Annotated in this window: 22 protein-coding genes; 11 read left to right on the top strand and 11 right to left on the bottom strand. The window is 71.4% G+C overall.

The window, feature by feature from the left end:
* Positions 1-9: 9 nt before the first annotated feature.
* Positions 10-573 (bottom strand): hypothetical protein, encoded by a 564-nt coding sequence (locus E7Z54_RS02885; RefSeq protein ID WP_136431503.1) that lies wholly within the window; start codon positions 571-573, stop codon positions 10-12.
* Positions 574-597: 24 nt separating this feature from the next.
* Between E7Z54_RS02885 and deoC the strand changes: the two genes are divergently transcribed.
* From deoC to E7Z54_RS02870, 3 genes are read left to right on the top strand one after another with little or no spacing between them, the layout of a single operon-like run.
* The gene (gene deoC / locus E7Z54_RS02880) at positions 598-1581 is read left to right on the top strand and encodes a deoxyribose-phosphate aldolase (protein WP_136431502.1); all 984 of its coding nucleotides are present in this window, start codon (positions 598-600) and stop codon (positions 1579-1581) included.
* Positions 1582-1587: 6 nt separating this feature from the next.
* Positions 1588-3021 (top strand): aldehyde dehydrogenase family protein, encoded by a 1434-nt coding sequence (locus E7Z54_RS02875; protein ID WP_136431501.1) that lies wholly within the window; start codon positions 1588-1590, stop codon positions 3019-3021.
* Positions 3021-3890, top strand: coding sequence for an aldehyde dehydrogenase family protein (locus E7Z54_RS02870; RefSeq protein WP_136431500.1), 870 nt, complete (start codon positions 3021-3023; stop codon positions 3888-3890). Before E7Z54_RS02875 ends, E7Z54_RS02870 begins: the two co-directional genes overlap by 1 nt.
* A gap of 42 nt (positions 3891-3932) precedes the next feature.
* On the opposite strand, the gene E7Z54_RS02865 is transcribed toward E7Z54_RS02870, so the two are convergent.
* The 3 genes from E7Z54_RS02865 to E7Z54_RS02855 all read right to left on the bottom strand — a co-directional run bounded on the left by E7Z54_RS02865 (position 3933) and on the right by E7Z54_RS02855 (position 8293).
* Positions 3933-4796 (bottom strand): class I SAM-dependent methyltransferase, encoded by an 864-nt coding sequence (locus E7Z54_RS02865; protein ID WP_136431499.1) that lies wholly within the window; start codon positions 4794-4796, stop codon positions 3933-3935.
* A gap of 113 nt (positions 4797-4909) precedes the next feature.
* Complete coding sequence (locus E7Z54_RS02860) at positions 4910-6550, bottom strand: helix-turn-helix transcriptional regulator (RefSeq protein ID WP_136431498.1); 1641 nt, start codon at positions 6548-6550, stop codon at positions 4910-4912.
* 129 nt (positions 6551-6679) lie between these two features.
* Entirely contained in the window at positions 6680-8293 is a 1614-nt protein-coding gene (locus tag E7Z54_RS02855; protein ID WP_136431497.1) for a serine/threonine-protein kinase, read from the bottom strand.
* Between the two features lie 131 nt (positions 8294-8424).
* On the opposite strand from E7Z54_RS02855, the gene E7Z54_RS02850 reads away from it, so the two are divergent.
* Together E7Z54_RS02850 and E7Z54_RS02845 are read left to right on the top strand one after the other, a co-directional pair.
* Positions 8425-9057, top strand: coding sequence for an AAA family ATPase (locus E7Z54_RS02850; protein ID WP_136431496.1), 633 nt, complete (start codon positions 8425-8427; stop codon positions 9055-9057).
* Complete coding sequence (locus E7Z54_RS02845) at positions 9041-9562, top strand: hypothetical protein (protein WP_136431495.1); 522 nt, start codon at positions 9041-9043, stop codon at positions 9560-9562. Before E7Z54_RS02850 ends, E7Z54_RS02845 begins: the two co-directional genes overlap by 17 nt.
* Before the next feature lie 30 nt (positions 9563-9592).
* On the opposite strand, the gene E7Z54_RS02840 is transcribed toward E7Z54_RS02845, so the two are convergent.
* From E7Z54_RS02840 to E7Z54_RS02830, 3 genes are read right to left on the bottom strand one after another with little or no spacing between them, the layout of a single operon-like run.
* On the bottom strand, positions 9593-10681 hold the full coding sequence (locus tag E7Z54_RS02840) for an adenosine deaminase (protein ID WP_136431494.1): 1089 nt from the start codon (positions 10679-10681) through the stop codon (positions 9593-9595).
* A 9-nt stretch (positions 10682-10690) separates the two neighbouring features.
* A complete protein-coding gene (locus tag E7Z54_RS02835) occupies positions 10691-11980 on the bottom strand; it encodes a thymidine phosphorylase (protein WP_136431493.1) in 1290 nt (429 codons plus the stop codon).
* A gap of 12 nt (positions 11981-11992) precedes the next feature.
* Positions 11993-12376 (bottom strand): cytidine deaminase, encoded by a 384-nt coding sequence (locus tag E7Z54_RS02830; RefSeq protein ID WP_136431492.1) that lies wholly within the window; start codon positions 12374-12376, stop codon positions 11993-11995.
* A 184-nt stretch (positions 12377-12560) separates the two neighbouring features.
* Between E7Z54_RS02830 and E7Z54_RS02825 the strand changes: the two genes are divergently transcribed.
* The 4 genes from E7Z54_RS02825 to E7Z54_RS02810 all read left to right on the top strand — a co-directional run bounded on the left by E7Z54_RS02825 (position 12561) and on the right by E7Z54_RS02810 (position 17787).
* On the top strand, positions 12561-13643 hold the full coding sequence (locus E7Z54_RS02825; RefSeq protein ID WP_240769486.1) for a BMP family lipoprotein: 1083 nt from the start codon (positions 12561-12563) through the stop codon (positions 13641-13643).
* A 96-nt stretch (positions 13644-13739) separates the two neighbouring features.
* Positions 13740-15254 carry an ABC transporter ATP-binding protein gene (locus tag E7Z54_RS02820; protein WP_136431491.1) on the top strand — a complete coding sequence of 505 codons (1515 nt, stop codon included), beginning with the start codon at positions 13740-13742 and terminating at the stop codon, positions 15252-15254.
* On the top strand, positions 15251-16498 hold the full coding sequence (locus E7Z54_RS02815) for an ABC transporter permease (RefSeq protein ID WP_240769485.1): 1248 nt from the start codon (positions 15251-15253) through the stop codon (positions 16496-16498). Before E7Z54_RS02820 ends, E7Z54_RS02815 begins: the two co-directional genes overlap by 4 nt.
* On the top strand, positions 16495-17787 hold the full coding sequence (locus E7Z54_RS02810; RefSeq protein WP_136431490.1) for an ABC transporter permease: 1293 nt from the start codon (positions 16495-16497) through the stop codon (positions 17785-17787). Before E7Z54_RS02815 ends, E7Z54_RS02810 begins: the two co-directional genes overlap by 4 nt.
* Here E7Z54_RS02810 and E7Z54_RS02805 read toward each other — a convergent pair.
* From E7Z54_RS02805 to E7Z54_RS02790, 4 genes are read right to left on the bottom strand one after another with little or no spacing between them, the layout of a single operon-like run.
* Positions 17772-18974 (bottom strand): amidohydrolase, encoded by a 1203-nt coding sequence (locus E7Z54_RS02805; protein WP_136431489.1) that lies wholly within the window; start codon positions 18972-18974, stop codon positions 17772-17774. The two genes, E7Z54_RS02810 and E7Z54_RS02805, sit on opposite strands and share 16 nt — an antisense overlap.
* 17 nt (positions 18975-18991) lie before the next feature.
* Positions 18992-20008, bottom strand: a complete 1017-nt coding sequence (gene meaB / locus E7Z54_RS02800) for a methylmalonyl Co-A mutase-associated GTPase MeaB (protein WP_136431488.1) — start codon at positions 20006-20008, stop codon at positions 18992-18994.
* Positions 20008-22179 (bottom strand): methylmalonyl-CoA mutase, encoded by a 2172-nt coding sequence (scpA, locus tag E7Z54_RS02795; protein WP_136431487.1) that lies wholly within the window; start codon positions 22177-22179, stop codon positions 20008-20010. The genes meaB and scpA overlap by 1 nt, the downstream gene beginning before the upstream one ends.
* Positions 22176-23930 (bottom strand): methylmalonyl-CoA mutase family protein, encoded by a 1755-nt coding sequence (locus tag E7Z54_RS02790; protein WP_136431486.1) that lies wholly within the window; start codon positions 23928-23930, stop codon positions 22176-22178. Before E7Z54_RS02790 ends, scpA begins: the two co-directional genes overlap by 4 nt.
* A gap of 112 nt (positions 23931-24042) precedes the next feature.
* Here E7Z54_RS02790 and E7Z54_RS02785 point away from each other — a divergent pair, with 112 nt between their 5' ends.
* Together E7Z54_RS02785 and E7Z54_RS02780 are read left to right on the top strand one after the other, a co-directional pair.
* Entirely contained in the window at positions 24043-24471 is a 429-nt protein-coding gene (locus E7Z54_RS02785) for a hypothetical protein (RefSeq protein ID WP_136431485.1), read from the top strand.
* Positions 24472-24520: 49 nt separating this feature from the next.
* Positions 24521-25316, top strand: a 796-nt coding sequence (locus E7Z54_RS02780; protein WP_136431484.1) for a glycosyltransferase, incomplete at its 3' end; no start/stop codon positions are given.

The raw sequence follows: 25316 nt of genomic DNA, 5'->3' as shown, positions 1-25316 counted from the left end.
CGCCGGGATCTAGGCCAGCCAGAGCACGACGGTCGCCAGCGCGAGGCCGACGAGCGCGACGATCTCCGGCCACGCCCACGTGCGGCGGGTGGCCGGCGGCTCCTCGGCGGTGAGGTCGCGCGCGTCCTCGGCCATCCGGCGGAGCCGGTGCTGCACGACCCACCCGTAGGACTGGTCCTGTGCCCGGCCCTCCCCCCCGCGGAGGGCGTCGCGCCGGATCTGGCGCGGCGTGCGGCTGACGCCGGATCCGACGAACCTCCTGCCGTCCGCCTCCACGGCCGTGACCTGGGTGATGTTGACGTCGGTCACCCGAGCGAGCGGGATCCACCGGCTGTGGAGCATGTTGCGGAGCTCCAGGACGCCGTCCTCCACGCGCAGCGTGGGTCGCACCAGCACCACCCAGATCGCGACGCCGACGAACAGGCACAGGGTGTAGCCCCAGGGAGCGAACCGGGCGTCGCCGTCGAGGGCACCGTAGGCGAGGAAGATGCCGACTCCGACGAGCCCGACGATGCCGACCCCACGTCCGCCGTTGCTGAACCTGGCAGCCTGCCCGTCACCTTCGCCCCTCACGTCGCCCAACCCTATGCTGGACAGATGCCGACCACCGCCGCAGCCGACCCGTCACCGGGACCGGCGGCCTACTCAGAGGTGACCACCAGCGAGGCGTCACTCCGACGCTTTCTGCACGGGCTGCCCGGGGTGGACCAGGTCGGTGCCGAGGCTCGTGCCGCCGGGCTCGGCACGCGCTCCATCAAGACCACCTCGAAGGCGTGGGCGATCGACCTCGCGATCCGCATGGTCGACCTCACCACGCTCGAGGGCCAGGACACCGCCGGCAAGGTCCGCGCCCTCGCCAGCAAGGCGCTACGACCAGACCCCTCCGACGCGACCTGCCCCTCGGTGGCCGCCGTCTGTGTGTACGGCGACCTGGTCGGTGAGGTGAAGGCGATCGTCGGCGACGCGGTCAACGTCGCCGCCGTCGCCACCGCCTTCCCGAGCGGCCGCGCGTCGCTGGACGTGAAGCTCGCCGACACCCGCGACGCCGTGGCCGCGGGAGCCGACGAGATCGACATGGTGATCGACCGCGGCGCGTTCCTGTCGGGCCGTTACCTCCAGGTGTTCGAGGAGATCGTGGCGACCCGCGAGGCGTGCGTTCGGCCGGACGGCTCCCACGCGCACCTGAAGGTGATCTTCGAGACCGGCGAGCTGCAGACCTACGACAACGTCCGCCGTGCGTCGTGGCTGGCGATGCTCGCCGGCGCCGACTTCATCAAGACCTCGACGGGCAAGGTCCAGCCGGCGGCGACCCTGCCGGTCACGCTCGTGATGCTCGAGGCGGTCCGCGACTTCCGTGAGGCCACCGGCGTGCAGATCGGCGTGAAGCCCGCGGGCGGCATCCGGAGCGCCAAGGACGCGATCAAGTACCTCGTCATGGTCAACGAGGTCGCCGGCGACGACTGGCTCACCCCGGACTGGTTCCGGTTCGGCGCCTCGACACTCCTCAACGACCTGCTGATGCAGCGGACCAAGCTGACCACCGGCCGCTACAGCGGTCCCGACTACTTCACCCTGGACTGATCGCTCATGGCATTCGAGTACGCACCTGCGCCGGAGTCGCGCGCCATCGTCGACATCAAGGCGTCGTACGGCCTGTTCATCGACGGTGAGTTCGTCGACGGACACGGCTCGTCGTTCAAGACCATCAACCCGGCCACCGAGGAGACGCTCGCGGAGGTCGCCGAGGCCGACGCGGCCGACGTCGACCGCGCGGTGAGGGCGGCGCGGCGCGCGTTCCGCGGCTGGTCGCGGATGCCGGGCAAGGAGCGCGCCAAGTACCTCTTCCGGATCGCCCGGATCATCCAGGAGCGCGGTCGGGAGCTGGCCGTCCTGGAGTCGATCGACAACGGGAAGCCGATCAAGGAGAGCCGCGACGTCGACGTGCCGCAGGTCGCCGCGAACTTCTTCTACTTCGCCGGCTGGGCCGACAAGCTCGAGTACGCCGGCCTCGGGCCGGACCCGCAGCCGCACGGCGTCGCCGGCCAGGTCATCCCCTGGAACTTCCCGCTGCTGATGCTGGCGTGGAAGGTCGCGCCGGCGCTCGCCTGCGGCAACACGGTGGTGCTCAAGCCCGCGGAGACCACTCCGCTGACCGCGCTGCTCTTCGCGGAGATCTGCCAGCAGGCCGACCTGCCCCCGGGCGTCGTCAACATCGTCACCGGTGCCGGTGCGACCGGACACGCCGTGGTGTCCCACCCGGACGTCGACAAGGTCGCCTTCACCGGCTCCACCGAGGTCGGCAAGGCGATCGCCCGTGCCGTGGCGGGGTCGGAGAAGAAGGTCACCCTGGAGCTCGGCGGCAAGGCCGCCAACATCGTGTTCGACGACGCACCCATCGACCAGGCGGTCGAGGGCATCGTGAGTGGGATCTTCTTCAACCAGGGTCATGTCTGCTGCGCGGGGTCGCGGCTCCTGGTCCAGGAGTCGGTCGCCGAGGAGGTGCTGGGCCGGCTGAAGCGCCGGATGTCGACGCTGCGCATCGGTGACCCGCTCGACAAGAACACCGACATCGGCGCGATCAACTCCGCCGAGCAGCTGGGCCGGATCCGCGAGCTGGCCGAGATCGGCGACTCCGAGGGCGCCGAGCGCTGGTCACCGTCCTGCGACCTGCCGTCCTCCGGGTTCTGGTTCCCTCCGACGGTGTTCACCGGCGTGACCCAGGCACACCGGATCGCCCGGGAGGAGATCTTCGGCCCGGTGCTGTCGGTGCTCACCTTCCGCACGCCGAGCGAGGCGGTCGAGAAGGCGAACAACACGCCGTACGGGCTCTCCGCCGGCGTGTGGACCGACAAGGGCTCCAGGATCCTGCACATGGCCTCGCACCTGCGGGCCGGCGTGGTGTGGGCCAACACGTTCAACAAGTTCGACCCGGCCAGCCCGTTCGGTGGCTACAAGGAGTCGGGCTACGGCCGCGAGGGCGGTCGGCAGGGCCTGGCGTCCTACCTGAAGGGTGAGATCTGATGGCGCGGATCGACGTGCGCAAGACCTACAAGCTCTACATCGGCGGCGCGTTCCCGCGCTCCGAGTCCGGCCACTCCTACGAGGTGCTGGACAGCAAGGGGAGGTTCGTGGCCAACGCGTCGCTGGCGTCGCGGAAGGACGTCCGGGACGCCGTCGTGGCCGCCCGCAAGGCCTTCGGTGGCTGGGCAGGCCGCACCGCCTACAACCGGGGCCAGGTCCTGTACCGGATCGCCGAGGTGATGGAGGACCGACGCCCGCAGTTCGAGGAGGCGGTCCGCCGGTCCGAGGGGGCCAGCGCCGCAGCCGCCCGTGGCCAGGTGGACGCCGCCGTCGACCGGCTGGTCTGGTACGCCGGCTGGGCCGACAAGCTCGCTCAGGTGATCGGCAACGCCAACCCGGTCGCCGGCCCGTTCTTCAACCACACCGCCCCCGAGCCGACCGGTGTGGTCGGAGTCCTCGCCCCGCAGAGCTCCTCCCTGCTCGGCCTCGTCGCCACGGTGGCTCCGGTGATCGTCACCGGCAACACCGCGGTCGTCGTGTCGTCGTACTCCCGACCGCTGCCGGCGGTCACCTTCGCCGAGGTGCTCGCCACCTCCGACGTCCCCGGCGGCGTGGTCAACCTGCTCACCGGAGACGCCCAGGTGCTCGGCCCGTGGCTGGCCGCCCACATGGACGTCAACGCGATCGACCTCGTCGGCGTCGCGGGCGACACCGCACTGGCCACCGAGCTCGAGGTCGCGGCGGCCGACAACGTCAAGCGGGTACGACGCGCGCCGGCCGCGGAGCCGGACTGGACGGTCGAACCGGGCCTGACCCCGATGACGGCGTTCCTGGAGACGAAGACGGTCTGGCACCCGATCGGGGTGTGAGGCCGCGACAGGGTGCGGCGACGGCAGCGCAGCGCCGGTGACTCATCCTGCGCCGGTCGTCGTGCCGACGCCGATGTTCAGCGGGGCCGTGAGCACGGCGTGACCGGTGCGCTGAGCGCGCTCGCGGATCATCCCGTCGAGCACTCCGATCACGTCCGCGCGCTGCCGCTCGGTGAGATCTGCGACCAGCAGCCCCGGAATCGGGTTGCTGCCGAGACACCAGTCCCACAGCTGACGTCCGGACTGGACGGTGATCTGCTCCTGGATGCTCGTGTCGACGATGACGTTCGTCAGGCCCGCATCGGCGAGCCGGCTCCGCAGGACCTCCGGGTCCGCCACCTGGAACTCGAGAACAGGCTCGTCCTCCGCCGGTCCCTCGAACTCCGGGACCACCGCCTGTGCCGCACTGACGAAGACGTGCAGCGCTTCGAACTCCGCGGGGTCGCCGTAGGCGATGATGAGCACGCGTCCGCCGGGCTTCGTGACGCGGACCATCTCGCGCAGCGCCTGCGCCTGATCGGGGACCAGCATGACGCCGAACAGCGACCCGGTCACGTCGTAGCTGTCGTCGGGAAGCTCGAGCGCGTGGCAGTCCATCACCCGGCCCTCGGCGTCGAGGCCCTCGGCGGACGCGCGCGCGTTGAAGCGCTCGATCATCTTCGGGGACCAGTCGGTCGCCAGCACCCTGCCGCCGAGCCGGGCGGCCGGAAGGCTCAGGCCGCCCGGTCCCGCGGCGACGTCGAGGAACGCCGCGCCCTCCTGGAGGCCCGCCAACCGCAGTGCGGCGGTGGCCAGCTCGGACTCACCGGGTGCGACGTGCTCGTCGTACTGTGCCGCGAGGGCATCCCACGCCTCGGCGGACGCGGTCTGCCCGCCCTGCTCCTTTGCCTGCTGCAGATCTGTCATGACCGGCTCCTTACCTGTGAGGTGAGGAGAAGAACGCTAGGCAGGCAGGTGCCGGAGCGCTTCGGCCGAACGGTGCAGCAGTGGGTCCGGAGACATGGGTACTTCTGCGCACGTCACGGCTGGATCAGCCGGTTCTCGTAGGCGTAGGCGGTCGCCCCGGCGCGCGAGGGTGCCCCGATCTTGACGAGGGTGTTGCTGACATGGCGGGCGACCGTCTTCTCCGACAGGCCGAGCTCCCGCGCGATCGCCCGGTTGGTCATGCCGGACGCGACCAGCCGCAGGACCTCGAGCTCACGGGGCGTCAGGCCGCCTGACGCAGGGCCCCGCGGTCGTCGGGCGAGGACGTTCAGCCGTTCGATGTCCGGCTCGGCCTGCAGCTGTTGGAAGACCCTTCGCGCACCGTCGAGCTCGAGCGCGGACGTCTCCGCATCGCCCAGCGCCTGGCATGCGAGACCGATGAGCACCTGGACCCGGGCCGTCTCGTAGGGAGCATCGAGCTCCCGCCATGCCGATCCCGCGCTGCGGAGCGTGCGCAACGCCGGAACCGCGTCACCCTCCGCCAGCAGGACCGCTCCTGCCGCCGAGGCCGCCGTCGCATGCAGGTACGGAGCGTCCAGGGCCACGGCGATCTCGTTGAGCTCGTCGGCGCCCGCACGGGCGGATGCGACGTCCCCCAAGGCGATCATCGTCTCGACGTACGCGGCGAGCAGGCGGAAGCGCGCGGGCGGCTCCCGCGTCTCGTCGAGCGCGCGCCGCAGGATGCCGGCGGCGGCGTCGTGGCGCCCTTGCGCGAGCCGGAGGAGCGCCAGGCCCGGCTCCGGACGACGGCCTGACTCGCTCGCCCTGCGGTAGCTCTCCTCGGCCTCGGCGAGCTCGCCCCGCAGCCGCTGCAGCTCGCCGAGCTGGTAGTAGGCCGAACCGAGGGTGTCCCAGGTGACCGGGCCGGCCAGGTAGTCGCAGGCCTGCCGGGCGGCCGCCATCGCGTCGGTCCAGGCGCCTTCCAGCTGCTTGAGCTCGCATCGATGGACCATGCAGTTTCCGCGGAAGGGAACGAGGTCGGGCTGTGCTTCGCACCAGCGTTCGAGCGCTGCCGTCCACTCCCTGGCCCGCCGGACGTCGAACAGCTCCGAACAGCCGGCGATCACGGTGCAGTAGGCGATCCCGGCGTACATAGGCGAGACCTCGCCGGAGGTGACCCCGACCATGACCTCGTCGAGCAGCGCGATCCCAGCGGAACCCTCGCCCCTCAGGATGAAGCACATGCCGTCGCCGAGTCGCGCCATCGTCAGCAGGTCGGCGTCCTGAATGCGTTCGCCGGCGACGGTCCCTTCGACGAAGGCGAGTTGAGCCGTCTCGGGATCTCCGCCCCACATCTGCGCGAAGGCCTTCCAGATGAGCAGCCACGCACGCTCCGGGCAGTCACCACAGTCGTCGAGGACACGCCCAGCACGTGCGAACCATCCCAGCGCAGGCGCGGCCTCGCCCCGGAACATCAGCCCGGATCCGATCATGACGGCGTTCCGAGCCGCCCGCTGCGGATCGTCGCGGCGGATCGCTTCGTGGTGGGCGCGGGTCCACGCGTGAGCGGATTCGTCGTCGCGGCCGCACAGGTACGCGGCGAGGGCGAGTCGCTCGAGGTCGTCCAGGTCGAGCGGCGTCGACGCGTCGGCCGTGGCGAACCCCTCGAACGCGCTGCCCCACGAGCGCCGGGCGAAGGATGCCCGGGCCCGCTCGAGTGCGGCAGTCGTCGTCACCCGCCCAGTGTGCCGCTACCGGCCCCGGTTGACGCCCGAGGAGCGTGGCCGGCTGGTCCACGCGATCTCGGAACGACCTGCGCATCAGAGCTGCCTGGTCGGACAAGGTCGCCCACAGCACCGGCAGGCTCAGCGCTTGCCCTCCTGCCGCTTCTCCCTCGCCAGCCGTCTCCGCTCGGCCTTGGCGACCTTGGGGTCCGCGCCACTGGTGATCGTGATCTTGTACGTCGCCGTGTGCTTGATCTGGCCGTTGGAGCGGAACGGGCAGTCCCGGGGACGGCTCGGCCCACCCAGCAGGTTCTCGTAGGAGACGATCCGCTCGGTGTAGGTGTAGGTGCCGACGTACGACGAGGCGAAGCCGGTATCGGGATCCACAGGGCCCGACGCGGTGTAGACGACGGGGTTCGGCACGAGCTTCGCGCGCAGGGTCACCGGGCCTGTCCGCTCTCCGGTGACGTTGTCAATGCACTCAGCCTTCACGGTTCCGACCTCGACCGCCTGGGTCAACGCCGTGCCGTCCCAGGTGAGGGGGAAGGACCCGCCGGTCGCGTTCTTGATCGCGCCCCCGCAGTCGCTGGCCGACGGACAGTCGGGAGTGATGGTCCAGATCCCCTGCACCCTGTCGCCCACCTTGGCCCAGGTCGGGTCGTCCGACTTCGTCACCACCTGGCGGAAGGTGAACTTCCCGCTCGGCACCGTGTCGACGACCGGGTCGACCTCCTCGTCCTCCTCCTGCTCGCCGTCGTCCGTCGGTTCGGCCCCTCCCGACCGGCGCTCCTCCGAGGAGTCGTCGCCGCCGGCGAGCGCCACGGCTGTCACAGCGCCGGCCACCACCACGACAGCGGCGATCCCAGCCCCGACGAGCATCTTCCACGGCACCCGACGACCAGTGGCGGCCGCGCCGACGGCACTCCCGGCCCCGGCACCCCCGACCGCAGCACCGCCGGCCAGGGAACCACCTCCGACGGACATCAGGGTGGCGACCGCAGGCGCGACCAGGGCACCGACGCCGGCGGAGGTCCACCACGCCGCGCCGTAGGTCTCTTCGGCCGCCTCCTCCAATGCGGTCAGGAACGCCGCTGCATCGGAATAGCGGCTCGCGGGATCGGCAGCGAGCGCCGTGCTCAGCACCGACCGGATGCCCGGGTCGACCTTGCCAAGGTCCGGCGCAGCTGCGGGAGCTCGCTGTCCGGTCAGCAGGTGCACCAGCACCGCCGCCGCGGCGTACACGTCCGATGCGGGCGAGAGCGGCCCGGACACCGCCTCCGGCGACCGGTAGGCCGGCGTCGATCCTCCGATGCCGAAGTCGATCAGCCGTGAGGTGCCCTCGACGTCGACGAGGATGTTGCCGGTCGACACGTCGCCGTGGACGACGCCACGAGAGTGGGCGTGCGCCAAGCCGAGCAGGGACCCGCGTACGACACCGAGGGCCTGCGGCACACTGAGCCGGCCTCCCGCGGCGAGCACCTCCGACAGCGTCGCGCCGTCGATCCACTCCTCGACCAGGTAGGCCGCGCCAGCTTCCTCCACGAAGCCGTAGACCTGCACGACGTGCGGGTCGTCGAGCTGCGCCAGCCTGGCGGCCTCCGCCCGGAGCAGCTCGACCGCCGCAGCCGGGACCTGCTTGAGAGCGACCGCACGACCCAGGCCCGGGTCCATCGCCTTCCACACCGCGGCCGTCGAGCCGGATCCGACCCGGCCCACCAGCTGGTATCCGCCCACCACGAGCCCCATGTCCGACATCCCGCTCCCCCTCGTCGCGCGGAGTCCCGAGACGCTTTCCAGCACTATGCGCCTCGTGGCGTGCGGCCGCGGCGAATCGGGCACATTCGCCTCCCGGGTCACCCCGTCCGCCGAGGTCGTAGGCTCTGACGGTGCCTGCCCGCGTCATCGTCCTTGCCGGCCCGTCAGGCGCCGGCAAGTCCCGCCTCGCCGAACGGCTCGAGCGGGCCTACGGCTGGCCCACCCTCCGGCTCGACGACTTCTACCGGGACGGCGACGAGCCCGAGCTGCCACGGATCGCGAGCACCCACGAGGACAGCGCGAACACCGTCGACTGGGACGACCCGCGCAGCTGGCACCACGAGGACGCGGTCGCCGCGCTCCTCGAGCTGTGCCGCACCGGCGTCGCCGACATCCCGGTGTACTCGATCGCAGAGAGCCGCCGCACCGGGAGCCAGCATCTCGACCTGCGCGGCGCGACGCGGTTCTGCGCCGAGGGGATCTTCGCGGCCGAGGTCGTCGAGGAGTGCCGCGACGCAGGGGTGCTGGCAGCGGCGTACTGCATCACGCAGCACCCGCTCGTGACCTTCTGGCGCCGGCTCACCCGTGACCTGCGGGAGCACCGCAAGCCGCCGCTCGTGCTGCTCCGCCGCGGGATCGCCCTTGCTCGTGCCCAGCGCCAGGTGGTCCGTCGCGCGACGGCGGTGGGCTGTCGTGTCGCGACCGGGGACCAGGCGTTCGCCGAGCTGCGCGACACGGAGGGCGAACATGCGTTGGCCCGCTGACCTCGACCCGGCCGACCTCCGGCAGCCCGACGGCACGACCTGCGGCGCCGCCGTCGCCCTCGCCGCCCGCGTCCTTCTCGAGCCGGGCTTCCGCCCCACGGACCCTGCCGCCGAGATCGAGCACACGCACCGTCTCCTGACGTCGTCGTTCAGCCCTCGCCAGCGCTTCCAGCTGCCGTGGCCGCGCGCCCTCGGCACACCGCCGTGGGCGTTGGCGAACACCCTGGCCGTCCTGGCGGGCGAGCGCGTCGCCACCGTGAACGCCCGCCCCCGTCCGGAGGTGGGCTACGACGTGCTCCGGGCGCAGCTCGCGAGCCGGCCGGTCGCGGTCTACCTCGGCAGCCGGTGGCTTCCACGGCACGTCGTCCTCGCCGTGTCGGCCGTCGACGGCGGGGTGGAGGTCTTCGACCCGGCGAGCGGTCGACTGGTGGGGGTTGCCGAGCCGAGGTGGACCGCCCACCGGGTCGACCTCGCGGGCTGGAGCCACGTCTGGTTCGTGGTCTAGTCGCGCGACTCGGAGCGCGACCCCACCGGCCTAGGAGCCGTCCATGCGCTCGGCGTACCACGGCTTGATCGTCTCGGTGATCATCCGGTAGCGCTCGTCGTAGGGGATGAAGGCCGACTTCATCGCGTTCACCGTCAGCCATTCCATCTCGCGCAGCCCGTAGCCGAACGTCTCGCTCAGCAGCCCGAACTCCTGGCTCAGCGAGGTCCGGCTCATCAGTCGGTTGTCGGTGTTCACGGTGACCCGGAACCGAAGGGACGCCAGCAGCTTGATCGGGTGTTCCCCGAGCGACGGAGCCGCCCCCGTCTGCACGTTCGAGGACGGGCACATCTCGAGCGGGATCCGCTTGTCCCGGACGTAGGACGCCAGGCGGCCCAGCTCGGCGCTGCCGTCCTCTCCCACCTTGATATCGTCTACGATCCGCACCCCGTGGCCCAGCCGATCCGCCCCGCACCACTGCACGGCCTCCCAGATCGAGGGCAGACCGAAGCCCTCGCCGGCGTGGATGGTGAAGTGGTAGTTCTCCCGCTGGAGGAACTCGAACGCGTCGATGAAGCGGGTCGGCGGGTAGCCCGCCTCCGGCCCGGCGATGTCGAAGCCGACCACGCCACGGTCGCGCCACTCGATCGCGAGGTCGGCGATCTCCCTGGCCCGCGCCGCCTGGCGCATGGCGGTCAGTAGGTGACGGACGACGATCCGCTCACCGGCCGCTGCCATGCCCTCCTCGAAGCCCTGCTGGATGGCTGCGACCACCTCCTCGAGCTCCAGCCCGCCGTCGACGTGCAGCTCGGGGGCGTAGCGGATCTCGGCGTACACGACGCCGTCGGCCGCCAGGTCCTCCACGCACTCGCGCGCCACCCGGGTCAGCGCCGACGCCGACTGCATGACACCGACCGTGTGCGCGAAGGTCTCGAGATAGCGTTCCAGCGAACCCGAGTCAGCGGCCTGCGCGAACCAGGTCGCCAGCGCCTCCGGGTCGCTCTCCGGGAGCGCGTGGCCGCTCTCGGCCGCGAGCTGGACGATCGTTGCGGGCCGCAGCCCTCCGTCGAGGTGGTCGTGCAGGAGGACCTTGGGCGCCGCCCTCACGATGTCGTCCGGCAGTCCGCGTGTGGGTTCCATGGCGCATTCCTACCCGACGCGGTCGATGACCAGCGGCCGCGGCGAGTACGCCGTGTCGGGGGCCGACACGTCGTACCCGCCCTCGAGTGCGGCGAGGGCGCGACCGAACCGCTCGGGCGTGTCCGTGTGGAGGGTGAACAGCGGCTCACCCGCTCGTACGACGTCACCGGGCCGCGCGTGCCAGGTGACCCCCGCTGCGGCCTGCACGGGGGCCTCCTTGCGCTCGCGACCGGCGCCGAGGCGCCAGGCGGCGAGGCCGACGGCCATCGCGTCCAGCCGGGTCAGCACGCCGGCGGTCGGCGCGCCGACGACGTGCGTCTCTCGCGCCGTCGGGAGGGCCGCGTCGGGATCGCCGCCCTGGGCTTTGACCATCGACCGCCAGACGTCCATCGCGGAGCCGTCGGCGAGCCTGTCCGCCGGGTCCACGTCGTCGCGACCCGCGGCGGCGAGCATCTCCCGCGCCAGCGCGACGGTCAGCTCCACCACGTCGGCCGGGCCGCCACCGGCGAGCACCTCGATCGACTCGGCGACCTCGATCGCGTTGCCCGCGGTCAGGCCGAGCGGGGTGTCCATGTCGGTCAGCAGAGCGACGGTCCGGACCCCGGCGTCCGTGCCCAGCGCGACCATCACCTGGGCGAGCTCCCGCGCCCGGTCGACGGACTTCATGAACGCGCCGCTGCCGACCTTCACGTCGAGGACCAGTGCTCCGGTGCCCTCGGCGATCTTCTTGCTCATGATCGAGGAGGCGATCAGCGGGATCGCCTCGACGGTGCCGGTCACGTCACGCAGCGCGTACAGCTTGCGGTCCGCGGGAGCGAGCCCGTCGCCGGCCGCGCAGATCACCGCCCCGACCGTCTCCAGCTGCGCCAGTATCTCCTCCGCGCTCAGCGACGCCCGCCAGCCGGGGATCGACTCGAGCTTGTCGAGGGTGCCCCCGGTGTGCCCGAGTCCCCGGCCCGACAGCTGCGGCACGGCGACACCGCACGCGGCCACCAGCGGTGCCAGCGGCAGCGTGATCTTGTCGCCCACGCCACCGGTCGAGTGCTTGTCGGCCGTGGGGCGCGAGAGGGCGGAGAAGTCCATCCGCTCGCCCGACGAGATCATCGCCCCGGTCCAGTCGGCGATCTCCCGACGGTCCATGCCGTTGAGCAGGATCGCCATCGCCAGCGCGGACATCTGCTCGTCGGCGACCGTGCCGCGGGTGTAGGCGTCGACGACCCAGTCGATCTGGCTGGTGGTCAGGGTGCCGCCGTCACGCTTGGTGATGATCACCTCGACGGCGTCATGAGGAGACGTCATCGGGCGATCCTGTCAGGCGAGATCATCGGGCCCGAACGCCAGGGGCAGGACCTCGTCCATCCGCTTCACGCCCTCCGGGGTCATCAGCTCCAGATCTGCGCCCCCGGCCTCGTACAGCAACTGCCGGCAGCGACCGCACGGCATGATCACGTCACCACCGCCGTTCACGCAGACCGCGTGGGTCAGCCGGGTGCCGCCGGTGGCGTAGAGCTGCGAGATCATGCCGCACTCGGCACACAGCGTCACGCCGTACCCGGCGTTCTCGACGTTGCAGCCCACGACCAGGCGGCCGTCCTGGTCGAGCCCAGCCGCGCCCACCCGGAAGCCGGAGTACGGCGCGTACGCACGCTGCGCGACCTCGGTCGCGGCCTGGCGGAGGGCATCCCAGTCGACCACGGCGTCACGCTAGCCGAGCCGAGAGGACCGCGGATGGTCGCCGAAGGAATGTCCCAACTTGGTAACCGTTTTCGGCTATGTGCTTCCTGCCGCGCAGGCGCGGGTGCAGGATGCAGCGGAGCATCACCATGCATATCCCGCTGCCCTGCGCCTCCGAGCCCGGGCGCCGATCTGGAGGACATCTGTGAACACCTGGAAGCGGACGACCGCGGCTGCCGCCGTGGCACTCATGGCGAGCGCGGCGCTGGCCGCCTGTGGCGAGGCCCCGGAGGAGGGCGAGGAGGCCGCCAACGACTTCCTGCCGTGCGTCGTGTCCGACGCAGGCGGGTTCGACGACAAGTCGTTCAACCAGCTCAGCTACGAGGGCGTCAAGCAGGCCGCCGAGGAGCTCAACAGCGAGTTCAAGGACGTCGAGTCCAACAGTGACCAGGACTACGGCCCCAACCTCGAGGGCTTGGTCAGCGCCGGCTGCGACGCCATCGTCACCGTCGGCTTCGCGCTCTCCGCCGCCACCGTCGAGTCGGCCAAGGCCAACCCGGACGTCGAGTACATCCTGATCGACGACGCGGCCGACAACGACTTCGACGGCGAGAAGGACGCGGAGAACATCAAGCCGATCCTCTACAACACCGCCGAGGCCGCGTTCCTCGCCGGCTACGCCGCCGCGGACTACACGAAGACCAACGTCGTCGGCACCTACGGCGGCCAGCCGTTCCCCACCGTCACGATCTTCATGGACGGCTTCAAGCAGGGCGTCGACTACTACGCCAAGGAGAAGGGCAAGGCCGTCAAGCTCGTCGGCTACCAGGGCGGCGAGAAGGGCGTCTTCACCGGTGGTTTCGACGCCAATGAGAAGGCGACCAACACCGCCAAGCAGATCCTCGACCAGAACGCCGACGTGATCCTGCCGGTCGGTGGCCCGATCTACCAGGGTGCGCTGACCGCCATCGAGGACTCCGGCAAGGACGTCGCCCTCATTGGCGTGGACGCCGACTTCTTCGAGACCGACTCGAACACCCGGGACGTCGTGTTCACCTCGATCCTCAAGAACATGAAGCAGTCGACGTACGAGGCCGTCCTGGCCGCGGGCAACGACGAGTTCGACCCCGAGGCCTACGTCGGCAACCTCGAGAACGACGGCGTGGGCATCGCGCCGTTCCACAACTTCGAGGACAAGATCTCCGACTCGCTCCAGGGCGAGCTCGACGAGATCAGGGCCGGCATCATCAGCGGCGACATCGAGGTCACCTCCTACCTCGACAACTAGGACGACTCCAGACTCGGGGGAGGTCGGCCGTGTGCCGACCTCCCCCGGGCCGCGTCCGCTGGCTTTTCGCTCGTCCGCTCGGAGAGGATCTCCCCCATGACGCTCGAACTCCGGGGCATCACCAAGCGCTTCGGCACCCTGGTCGCCAACGACCGGATCTCGCTGACCGTCGAGCCGGGCGAGATCCACGCCCTCCTCGGTGAGAACGGCGCCGGCAAGTCGACGCTGATGAACGTCCTCTACGGCCTCTACCACGCCGACGAGGGCGAGATCTTCCTCGACGGCGTCCCCCAGAGGTTCGCCGGTCCGGGCGACGCCATCGCCGCCGGGATCGGCATGGTGCACCAGCACTTCATGCTCGTGCCCGTCTTCACCGTCGCCGAGAACGTGATGCTCGGCAACGAGTCCACCGGCATCGCGGGCACCCTCGACGTCGACGCCGCGCGCCGCCGCGTGCGCGAGATCTCCGACCGGTTCGGCTTCCACGTGAACCCCGACGCGCTCGTGGAGAACCTGCCCGTGGGCGTCCAGCAGCGGGTCGAGATCATCAAGGCGCTCTCGCGGGACGCGAAGGTCCTGGTCTTCGACGAGCCGACGGCCGTGCTCACCCCGCAGGAGACCGACGAGCTGATGGAGATCATGCGCCAGCTCAAGGAGTCCGGCGCGGCGATCGTCTTCATCAGCCACAAGCTGCGCGAGGTCCGCGCGATCGCGGACCGGATCACCGTCATCCGGCGTGGCGCGGTCGTCGGAGAGGCCAGCCCCACCGCCAGCAACGCCGAGCTGGCGGCGCTCATGGTCGGCCGGCCGGTCGAGCTCACCGTCCACAAGGAGCCCGCGAAGCCTGGTGCGGAGGCGCTCGTCGTGGAGGACCTGCGCGTCGTCGACGACAGCGGTCACGTCCATCTGGACAGCATCAGCTTCTCCATCGCGGCCGGCGAGGTGCTCGGCGTCGCCGGCGTCCAGGGCAACGGGCAGACCGAGCTCACCGAGGCGATCCTCGGCCTCCAGCACCATGTCGAAGGGTCCATCCGGCTCGAGGGCCGCGAGCTGGTCGGGCGGTCGGTGCGAAGGGTCCTCGATGCCGGCGTCGGGCTGATCCCGGAGGACCGCCAGGTCGACGGCCTGATCACCGGCTTCACGATCGCCGAGAACCTGATGCTCAACCGCAGCCGCAGCAAGCCGTTCAACCGGATGGGCACCATCCAGCGCAAGGTGCTGGAGCAGTTCGCCAACGAGAAGCTCGTCGAGTACGACGTCCGCGCGCCCGGCATCGCGGCGACCGCCGGACAGCTCTCCGGCGGCAACCAGCAGAAGGTCGTGGTCGCGCGTGAGCTCTCCCGCGACCTCCGCCTGCTCGTCGCCGCGCAGCCGACCCGCGGCGTGGACGTCGGCTCCATCGAGTTCATCCACAAGCAGGTCGTCGCGACCCGCGACAAGGGTGTGCCGGTGCTCCTCGTCTCCACCGAGCTGGATGAGATCGCCGCGCTCTCCGACCGGATCATGGTGCTCTACCGCGGTCGCGTGGTGGGCATCGTCCCGGCGGACACCCCGCGGGAGACCCTGGGCCTGATGATGGCCGGCGAGCGGCCCGAGGGGAGCGCCGCGTGAACGACGAGGTCGAGCCGAAGGTCTCCGATACCGGGACCGGCGCGCCCCAGGCCACCGAGCCGGAGCCGCCGCCCCCGCCGAGCCTGTGGCACACGACCCTGCGCGACATCGCCTCGGGTCACGCCATGGTGGCGTTCCTCTCCGTGATCTTGGCGGTCCTGGTCGGGTCGGTCATGATCCTGGCCACCGACGAGCAGGTGCGATCGGCGGCGGGGTACATCGGCGCCCGCCCCAGTGACTTCTTCGAGGCGGTCTGGGAGGCCATCTCCGGCGCCTACGCGGCGTTGTTCCGCGGCGCCATCTACAACGGCGAGGCGGAGCTCTTCGAGACCCGGATCCGACCGCTCACCGAGACGCTGAAGTTCTCCGGTCCCCTGATCGCCGCCGGGCTCGGCGTCGGCCTCGCGTTCCGCGCCGGCCTGTTCAACATCGGCGGCCGCGGCCAGATGCTGCTCGCCGGCGCTGCCGCCGGCTGGGTCGCCGTCAGCGTCGAGCTCCCGACCGTCCTCCACCTCCCGCTGGCCGTGGCCGCGGGCGTGCTGGCCGGCGCGCTGTGGGCCGGCATCGTCGGACTGCTGAAGGCCAGGACGGGCGCCCACGAGGTGATCGTCACGATCATGCTCAACTACGTCGGCTTCTATCTGGTCTTCTACGCACTCTCCAGGCAGGGCCTGCTGCAGGCGCCCGGATCGGGCAACCCCAAGTCCGCCGCGATGCCGGAGTCCGCGGTGCTGCCGAAGCTCCTCGGCGACAGGTTCAACCTCCACTTCGGCTTCGTGCTGGCGCTGGTGGCGGTCGCCCTCGTGTGGTGGTTGCTCAACCGCTCGGCGCTCGGCTTCCGCTTCCGGGCCGTCGGGGAGAACCCCGAGGCGGCGCGCGCCGCCGGCATCGACGTGGGCCGGACCTACACGGTCGTGATGCTGATCGCGGGCGGCCTGGTCGGTCTCGCGGGGGTCAACCAGGTGCTCGGCACCGTGACCAGCGGTGTCACCGTCGACCTCGACGCGGGCATCGGCTTCGACGCCATCACCGTCGCCCTGCTCGGGCGGTCGCGGCCGCTGGGCATCCTCGCCGCCGGCCTGCTGTTCGGCGCTCTGAAGTCCGGCGGCTTCGCGATGTCGGCGTCCGAGGGCATCCCGGTCGACATCGTCCTCGTCGTCCAGTCGCTGATCGTCCTGTTCATCGCCGCTCCCCCGCTGGTGCGCGCGATGTTCCACCTGCCGAAGAGGGGGGCGACCGCATGAGCACGACCACCGAGATCCCGGTCCCGGCGAATGCCGAGGGCATCGGCACCGCGACGTCGACCCGCGGACTGCTGAAGACGCCGATCCTCTTCGCGGTCGTCACGCTGCTGGTCCTCCTGCTGGTCGCGCTCAAGAGCCGCCGCGGCGAGACCACCTTCCGGCTCGCGGTCGACACCGACCTGTTCGAGCTGCCTGAGGTCGCGGTGTCCTCGACCGCCGGCACGACCACCATGGTCGTGCTGCTCGCGGTGTGCACCGCCGTCTCCGCCGTGCTCGTCAGCCGCGGTCGACGTACTCCCCTGTGGCTGATCGCGGTCTTCTCCGTCTTCGCGATGACCGGCTTCCTCTGCTGGGCGGCCGCGGGCGAGGCCGTCCCCGTGATCGGCCTGCTGGGCGGATCCATCGCACTCGCCGTACCCCTCGTCTTCGGCGCCCTGGGTGGCGTCCTCGGCGAGCGGGCCGGCGTGGTCAACATCGCGATCGACGGACAGCTGCTCTTCGGCGCGTTCGCCGCAGCGCTGATCGGCTCGATGGCGGGATCCTCGTGGGGCGGGCTCGTCGCAGCCATGCTCGCCGGCGCAATGGTGGCGCTCGCGCTCGGCTTCTTCACGATCACCTACTTCGTCGACCAGGTGATCGTCGGCGTCGTGCTCAACGTGCTCGTCATCGGCCTCACCAGCTTCCTGTTCTCGCAGGTGATGGCCGAGAACCCGCAGGGCCTGAACAACCCGCCGCACTTCTCGCGCATCCCGATCCCGCTGCTCGGCGAGATCCCGGTGGTCGGGCCGGTCCTGTTCCGGCAGACCATCCTGGTCTACCTGATGTACGCCGCGGTCGCGGTCGTCGCCTGGGCGCTCTACCGCACCAAGTGGGGCCTTCGGGTGCGCGCCGTCGGCGAGCACCCGAAGGCCGCCGACACGGTGGGCATCAAGGTCAACCGCACCCGCTACACCACCCTGCTCATCGGCGGGTTGATCGCCGGCGCCGGAGGTGCGACGTACACCTTGGTCGCCGTTCCCCAGTTCGGTCGCGAGATGACGGACGGCGCTGGCTACATCGCGTTGGCCGCGGTGATCTTCGGCCGGTGGGACCCGATCCGCGCGACGCTCGCGGCGCTGCTGTTCGGCTTCGCGACCAACCTGTCCGGGGTGCTGTCGGTTCTCGGGTCGCCCGTGCCCAGCCAGTTCATGCTGATGCTGCCGTACATCGTGACGATCGTCGCCGTGGCGGGCCTGGTCGGGCACTCCCGCGCTCCGGCGGCGGACGGCATTCCCTACCGCAAGGACTGAGCGAGCGCGCGCGCCGCCGCTCCGGCGAGGGCGCGCGCCCCGACGCCGATCGCCTGCTCGTCGATCTGGAAGTCGCCCTGGTGCAGGTCGAAGGTCGCACCGCCGGGGGTGCGCGTGCCGAGCCGGAGCATGGCGCCGGGCACCTCCTCGGTGTACCAGCCGAAGTCCTCGCCGCCGAGGCTCTGCGGCACCTCGATGCGTGGGTGCAGGCCGAGCAGCTCGTCGGCCGCCGCGCCGACCATGGCGACGCTGACCGGATCGTTCACCACCGGGGGGACGCCCTGGAGGTAGTCCACCGATGCGGTCACGCCGTACGGCCGGACGATGTCGAGGACCGCCTCGCGGACGACGGCCTCGCACGCGGCCCAGGCGCCGGCGTCGAGGATCCGGACCGTGCCTCCGGCGATGCCGTGGTCCGGGATCACGTTCGGCGCCGAGCCCGCGCGGAGCACGCCCCACACCACGCTCACTCCGGCCCGGGGGTCCATCCGGCGGCTCAGCACGGCCGGCAGCTCGCTGGTGATCTTGGCCAGCGCGAACGTCAGGTCACCTGTGAGGTGGGGGCGCGAGGTGTGCCCGCCGGTCCCCTCGAGGCGTACGTCGATCCGGTCGGCCGCGCTGGTGATCGCCCCCGTGCGCAGGCCGACGGTGCCCACGTCCACGGACGGGTCGCAGTGCAGCGCGAAGATCCGCTCGACACCCTCGATCGCGCCGTGGCGGATGAGGTGCTTGGCGCCGCCGGGCATGACCTCCTCAGCCGGCTGGAACAGCAGCCGGACACGTCCGTGCAGCAGCCCCTGCTGATGAGCCTCGGCCAGCGCGTCCGCCGCACCCAGGAGGGCGGTCGTGTGCACGTCGTGCCCGCAGGCATGGGCGACGCCGTCGACCTCGCTGCGCCAGGGATCGGGGATCAGGTCCGCGACCGGCAGGGCGTCGAGGTCCGCGCGCAGCGCGACGAGTGGTCCGTCGTCGCCGATCTCGGCGATCGCGCCGCTTCGCGGCGTCGGGGTGATCCGCCAGCCGGTGCGCTCGAGCCGCTCGATGACCCGGTCGGTCGTGCGGCGCTCCTCCCAGGAGAGCTCGGGGTGCCGGTGCAGGTCACGTCGGAACTCGACCAGGTCGTCGTCGTACTTCTCGACGACCGAGCCGATCAGCCGAAGCAGGTCGGAGGCGTCGCGATGGTCCATCCCCTCAACCTACGCCGTCATTCCGAGTCGTATGCGGCCAGGATCCGATCGGCTGCGAGCGGCGCGGTGAGCGCTCCGGAGAGCACAGCGGCACGCACCTCCTCGCGCACCGCCCGCACCCCCGGCGAGTGACGCAGCCGCTGGTCGAGCTCGTCCCGCACGAGCGCCCAGGTGAAGTCCAGCTGCTGCTCCGCGCGCTTGCGAACCAGGCCGTCGACGCCGAGGTGGGCGCGGTGCTGGAGCACCTGGGCCCACACCTCCTCGACCCGTGCTCCGGTCAGGCCCGAGCAGGTGACCACCGGGGGCGCCCACTCGTCGTGCCCACGGACCAGACGGAGCGCACCGGCGAGCTCGCGGGCCGCCGCCCGCGCCTCCTGCTCCCGGTCGCCGTCCGCCTTGTTCACCGCGATCACGTCGGCGAGCTCCAGGATGCCCTTCTTGATCCCCTGCAGCTGGTCGCCGGTCCGGGCGAGGGTGAGGAAGAGGAAGGTGTCGACCATGCCGGCCACGGTCACCTCGGACTGGCCGACTCCGACCGTCTCCACCAGCACGACGTCGTACCCCGCGGCCTCGAGGACGGCCATCGCCTGCGTCGTGGCGCGGGCGACGCCACCGAGCGTCCCGGCGGACGGAGAGGGCCGGATGAAGGCGTTCGGGTCTGCGGAGAGCCGCGCCATCCGGGTCTTGTCGCCGAGCACGGACCCGCCGGTGCGCACGCTGGACGGGTCCACGGCGAGCACGCCGACCCGGTGGCCCTCCGCGGTGAGCCGGCTGCCCAGCGCCTCGATGAAGGTCGACTTGCCGACGCCGGGCACGCCGGAGATCCCGACCCGCACCGCCGGGGGCTCCGGCGGCGTCGACGCGAGCGCGCCCAGCAGCTCACGCGCCGCCTCGCGATGACGCGGGCTGGTGGACTCGACGAGCGTGATCGCCTGCGACGTCGGCGCGCGCCTGCCCGCGCGGATGCCGTCCAGCAGCCGCTCGACCCTGCGAGAAGCCTCGTCGTCCCTCGGCACCTCAGGGACCGCGTCCATCAGTGGTTGAGCTGGTCGCGCAGCTTGGCGAGCAGGTCGAGCGCGGACTCGGCGATGACGGTGCCGGGCAGGAACACCGCGGCCGCGCCCATCTCCTTCAGCGTGGGGACGTCGTCGGGAGGGATGACGCCGCCGATGACCACCATGATGTCCTCCCGGCCCTGGTCCGCCAGCGCGTTCTTCAGCGCGGGGAGCAGGGCGAGGTGGCCGGCGGCCAGCGAGGAGACACCGACGATGTGGACGTCGGCGTCGATCGCCTGCTGCGCGACCTCCTCGGGGGTGGAGAACAGCGGGCCCACGTCGACGTCGAAGCCCATGTCGGCGAAGGCCGAGACGACGACCTTCTGGCCGCGGTCGTGGCCGTCCTGGCCCATCTTGGCGACCAGGATCCGCGGACGGCGCCCCTCGGCCTCGGCGAACTCGTCGGTCGCCTGGCGCACCTGGCCGAGCAGGGTGTCACCGGCCTCGTTGGCCTCGTCGCGGTACACGCCGGAGATGGTACGGATCACGGCCTGGTGGCGGCCGTAGACCTTCTCCAGGGCGTCGGAGATCTCCCCGACCGTCGCCTTGTGGCGGGCGGCGTCGACGGCCAGCTCGAGCAGGTTGCCCTCGCCGGTGTCGGCGCTGCGGGTCAACGCCCGCAGGGCGGCGTCGACCTCGCCGTGGTCACGCTCCGCGCGCAGCCGCTCGAGCTTGGCCAGCTGCTGACGGTAGACCTCGTCGTTGTCGACCTTGAGCACGTCGAGCGGGTCCTCGGCCTGCAGCCGGTAGGTGTTGACGCCGATCACCTTCTGGGCGCCCGAGTCGATCCGCGCCTGGGTCCGCGCCGCCGCCTCCTCGATGCGCATCTTCGGGATGCCCTGCTCGATCGCGGCGGCCATGCCTCCGGCCGCCTCGGCCTCCTGGATGTGGGCCCAGGCACGCTCGGCGAGGTCGTGCGTCAGCCTCTCGACGTAGTAGGAGCCGGCCCACGGGTCGATCGTCTGCGTGGTCCCGCTCTCCTGCTGCAGCACCAGCTGGGTGTTGCGGGCGATCCGCGCCGAGAAGTCGGTCGGCAGCGCGATCGCCTCGTCGAGGGCGTTGGTGTGCAGCGACTGGGTGTGGCCCTGGGTCGCCGCCATCGCCTCGATGCAGGTCCGGCCGACGTTGTTGAAGACGTCCTGCGCGGTGAGCGACCAGCCCGAGGTCTGGCTGTGCGTGCGCAGGCTGAGGCTCTTCGGGTTCTGTGGGTCGAACTGTCGGACCAGCCCGCTCCACAGCGCCCGGGCCGCGCGCATCTTGGCGACCTCCATGTAGAAGTTCATGCCGATCGCCCAGAAGAAGGAGAGTCGCGGCGCGAACTGGTCGATGGTGAGACCCGACTCGAGACCGGCGCGGATGTACTCCACGCCGTCGGCCAGCGTGTAGGCGAGCTCGAGGTCGGCGGTCGCCCCGGCCTCCTGCATGTGGTAGCCGGAGATCGAGATCGAGTTGAACCGGGGCATGTGCTGGGAGGTGAACGCGAAGATGTCGGAGATGATCCGCATGCTCGGCGCCGGCGGGTAGATATAGGTGTTGCGGACCATGAACTCCTTGAGGATGTCGTTCTGGATGGTCCCACTCAGCTGCTCCGGCTTCACCCCCTGCTCCTCGGCCGCAGCGATGTAGAGCGCGAGCACCGGCAGTACGGCGCCGTTCATCGTCATCGACACCGACATCTGGTCCAGCGGGATGCCGTCGAAGAGGGTCCGGGTGTCGTAGATCGAGTCGATCGCCACGCCGGCCATGCCGACGTCTCCGCGGACGCGCGGATGGTCGGAGTCGTAGCCACGGTGGGTGGCGAGATCGAACGCGACGGAGAGCCCCTTCTGGCCCGCCGCGAGGTTGCGGCGATAGAAGGCGTTGGACTCCTCAGCCGTGGAGAAGCCGGCGTACTGCCTGATCGTCCACGGCTGGGTGGTGTACATCGTCGGGTAGGGCCCGCGCAGGAACGGGCTCAGGCCCGGGAAGGTGTCGAGCGCGTCCAGCCGCTCGAGGTCGGCAGGCCCGTAGGACGGCTTGATCTCGATGCCCTCGGGGGCGCGCCAGGACTCGAGGTCGCCGTGCAGCTGGCCCAGGTCGCGTGGCGGCCGCTGCGCGGCCTCCTCGACCTCCGAGAGCGGCAGGCCGGCGAACGAATCGGGAATGCTCATGCCAGCTTCTCCCTCGTGCGGGTCAGGAACGCGAGGGCGTCGACACCCACCGCGCAGGAGTCGTCCACGTTCTGCTCGTCGCCCAGGGCGGTCGGCCGGCCGGCGACGATCACGTGCTGGGCACCCGCCCCACGGAGCGCGGCAGCAGCCGCTGCGCCCCACTCGGCGTAGGCGTGGTCGGTGCCGGCGAGGCACACGACCGACTGGCCGTCGTACGACGCCAGGAGGTCGTCCACGCCTCCGGTCGGCCCGGCGACCTCGACCGCGATGCCGCCCGCGGCGAAGAGGTTGCTCGCGAAGGTGGCCCGGGCCGTGTGCTGGGCGATGGTGCCGAGCGTCGCGAGGAACACCGGGCTCGTGGCAGGCTCGTCCCGCAGCGCCTCGAAGGACGCCCCGTAGCGGCGCACGTCGGGCTCGGTCGGGTTGGGCTCCCGGGCCGGGAGGGACTCGGCGAGGTTCGGGAACTCGGTCAGGCCGGTGATCGGCCGCTTGCGCCGGGCGATCTCGGCCTCGCGCTTCGCGGCGACCTCGCCGACCCGGGTCCGGAACGCGTCGAGCCCGGTGGTCTCCAGCTCGCCGAGCTCCGCCCACCCGGCGGCCGCCAGGTCGTCGGTGAGCTTCTCGACTGCGTACGCCCCGCCCGCCGGGTCGGCCACCTCGTGCACGTGGGACTCGTCGATCAGCAGGTGCGACACGTTGCGAGCGATCCGTCGACCGAACGCGTCCGGCTGGCCGAGCGGGCTGTCGAACGGCAGCACCGTCACCGCGTCCGCGCCGCCGACACCGGCGGCGAAGGCAGCCACCGTGGTGCGCAGCATGTTGACGTAGGGGTCGTACTTGCTGAGCATCGGGCGACTGGTCACCGCGTGCTGCCGCTGCTCGGCCGCGCCGGGCTCGAGGCCGGAGAGCTCCAGGACCCGCGCCCAGAGACGGCGGCCCGCGCGCAGCTTCGCGATCGTCGGGAACTGCTCGTCGGTGGCGGCGTAGCGGAACTCGATCAGCCGAGCCGCGTCCGCCAGCTCGTACCCGGCGCCGGTGAGCACCCGCAGGTAGGTCACGCCGGCGTAGACGCTGTAGCCGAGCTCCTGCGCGTCGCTGGCGCCGAGGTCGTGGGCCGCGGTCGCGTCCACGACGACGCCGCGGACGCCATGCTGGGTCGCGAGGCGGGCGACCGCGACGACGTGGTCGACGTTCTCCGCGGTCTCAGGCTCCACGAGTCCGCGCAGCGAGGCGCCGATCGGGTCGACGCCGAGGTTGGTGTCGGCGTGCAGGTCGCCGGTCGCGAGCTCGAGGAACGCCTTCGCCACCGCGACCGGATCGCCCGCGGGCTCGAGAACGGCCGGGGCCAGGTCGAGCAGCACCCCGTCCAGCAGGGTGCGGAAGTCGGTCTCGGGCGTGGCCCGGACCCACAGCGAGGTGACACCCCCGTCGAGGTCCGTCAACGCGTGCTCGTTGAGCAGCTTGGCGTCGTCACCAGCGAGGCGGGCGCGGATGTCCCACGCGCCGGCCCGGGTGGGGCGACCGGTCGTCCGGAGCGCCTCGAGGTGGGTCGGCAGGCCGAGCGGGGTGACCGGGATGCCGTCGAGCGTGGTGCGGGTCAGCTTCTCCCACACCAGGCTGTCGGGGTCGTCCGCGCCGAGCGTGCGGGTCTTGCGGAGCACGGCGGCCGCGGCCGCCTCCCACTCCGACTGCGTGTGCTGGTCCTGCTCGGTGGCGAGCGCCAGCGGCGCCCCCACCTCGGGATCTGTCATGAATCCTGATCGTAGAGGCCTTCGGGGGTCTCGACGCCGTGGCATATGTCACGCGGTGTCCCGGACAGGGTTTTCAGCACCGCCGCCCGCCTGGCGTCCCTAGGCTGTCGGCGTGAAGGTGCAGGATCCCTCCGGCGAGACGTGGCGCGTGACCCGACGCTGGCTGCCGTGGCGACCGCGGCGACGGGGTCTCGGACCCGACCTCTGGATCGATGCCGCCGACGGCCCGGTCAGCCTCCTGGTGCTGTTCGTCATCGGGATCCTGGTCCTGCCCATCGTCACGATCGGCGTGTTCTTCGTCGCAGAGGCGCTTCTTCTCCTCCTGCTGCTCCCCTTCGTCGTGTTGGCCCGCGTCGCACGGGGCAAGCAGTGGTGGATCGAGGCGCGGCGGGGTTTCCGGCCCTACTGGGAGTGCGAGGCTGGCTCCTGGCGGGAGAGCGGTGCCCGGATCCGCCGCGTCGCCGAGCAGATCACCCGCGGCGATCCGCCGCTGCGGACACTCGGGCCACTGTCCGACGATTCACCTGACGTACACCCCTGACTCGCCCGCACCTCAAGGTCCCGCCATCCCCCTCGCCCACCGTGGGCACATGAGGATCGTCCTGGTGACCGAGACCTTCTACCCGGCCGTCGACAGCACCACCACGACGCTGAAGGCGACCGTGGACCGGCTGGTCGACCGCGGCCACAGCGTGCGGATCGTGGCACCCGGTCCCGGGCTGGGCAGCTACCGGGGCTGCGACGTGGTTCGGGTGCGACCGCTCGAGCCGGCCGGCGGCCAGGTCCGCGCGGCGATCGAGTCGTTCTCCCCCGACCTCGTGCAGGTCCACTCGCCGCGCGCGGTCGGCCGCAAGGCGCTCAAGCACGCGGCCCGCTCCGGCGTCCCGACGATCGTCGTCGAGCAGTCCCCCGTGCTGGACCTCTCGGCCGACTACTGGCGGGCGAAGATCGCGGAGCGCGCGGACCGCGTCGTGGTCACCTCGCCCTGGATGGTGCAGCGCGCCGCCGAGCTCGGCGTCGATGCCGAGCTCTGGGAGCCCGGCGTCGACCCGGCCGCGTTCACTCCCGCGCTGCGCGACCAGTGGCTGCACGCGTCGTGGTCTCGGGCGAAGTCCAAGGACGGTGCGCAGGTGGTCGTCGGCTATCTCGGCGGCCTGAACAAGCAGGCGGGAGTACGACGCCTCGCCGCCCTCGCAGCCGTGCGTGGCATCCGTCCCGTGCTGATCGGCGGCGGACCCGAGCGGGACTGGCTGGCGCGCCGGCTGCCGGGGGCCCGCTTCACCGGGCCGCTGGGCATCAGCGACCTGACGGTGGCACTGCCCACCCTCGACGTGCTGGTGCACCCGGGCGAGCACGAGACCGACTGCCACGCGCTGCGGGAGGCGG

Origin of the sequence: Nocardioides sp. (genome assembly GCF_004803405.1) — a bacterium.
Taxonomy (GTDB): domain Bacteria; phylum Actinomycetota; class Actinomycetes; order Propionibacteriales; family Nocardioidaceae; genus Nocardioides; species Nocardioides vastitatis.
This window is presented reverse-complemented; position numbering and strand designations above follow the sequence as displayed.

What these genes read in the sequence shown, in the direction of transcription:
- deoC (WP_136431502.1), top strand. Translation starts at nt 598, where the DNA reads ATGCCGACCACCGCCGCAGCCGACCCGTCACCGGGACCGGCGGCCTAC.
- E7Z54_RS02875 (WP_136431501.1), top strand. Translation starts at nt 1,588, where the DNA reads ATGGCATTCGAGTACGCACCTGCGCCGGAGTCGCGCGCCATCGTCGAC.
- E7Z54_RS02870 (WP_136431500.1), top strand. Translation starts at nt 3,021, where the DNA reads ATGGCGCGGATCGACGTGCGCAAGACCTACAAGCTCTACATCGGCGGC.
- E7Z54_RS02865 (WP_136431499.1), bottom strand. Translation starts at nt 4,796, where the DNA reads ATGACAGATCTGCAGCAGGCAAAGGAGCAGGGCGGGCAGACCGCGTCC.
- E7Z54_RS02855 (WP_136431497.1), bottom strand. Translation starts at nt 8,293, where the DNA reads ATGTCGGACATGGGGCTCGTGGTGGGCGGATACCAGCTGGTGGGCCGG.
- E7Z54_RS02845 (WP_136431495.1), top strand. Translation starts at nt 9,041, where the DNA reads ATGCGTTGGCCCGCTGACCTCGACCCGGCCGACCTCCGGCAGCCCGAC.
- E7Z54_RS02840 (WP_136431494.1), bottom strand. Translation starts at nt 10,681, where the DNA reads ATGGAACCCACACGCGGACTGCCGGACGACATCGTGAGGGCGGCGCCC.
- E7Z54_RS02835 (WP_136431493.1), bottom strand. Translation starts at nt 11,980, where the DNA reads ATGACGTCTCCTCATGACGCCGTCGAGGTGATCATCACCAAGCGTGAC.
- E7Z54_RS02820 (WP_136431491.1), top strand. Translation starts at nt 13,740, where the DNA reads ATGACGCTCGAACTCCGGGGCATCACCAAGCGCTTCGGCACCCTGGTC.
- E7Z54_RS02810 (WP_136431490.1), top strand. Translation starts at nt 16,495, where the DNA reads ATGAGCACGACCACCGAGATCCCGGTCCCGGCGAATGCCGAGGGCATC.
- E7Z54_RS02805 (WP_136431489.1), bottom strand. Translation starts at nt 18,974, where the DNA reads ATGGACCATCGCGACGCCTCCGACCTGCTTCGGCTGATCGGCTCGGTC.
- meaB (WP_136431488.1), bottom strand. Translation starts at nt 20,008, where the DNA reads ATGGACGCGGTCCCTGAGGTGCCGAGGGACGACGAGGCTTCTCGCAGG.
- scpA (WP_136431487.1), bottom strand. Translation starts at nt 22,179, where the DNA reads ATGAGCATTCCCGATTCGTTCGCCGGCCTGCCGCTCTCGGAGGTCGAG.
- E7Z54_RS02790 (WP_136431486.1), bottom strand. Translation starts at nt 23,930, where the DNA reads ATGACAGATCCCGAGGTGGGGGCGCCGCTGGCGCTCGCCACCGAGCAG.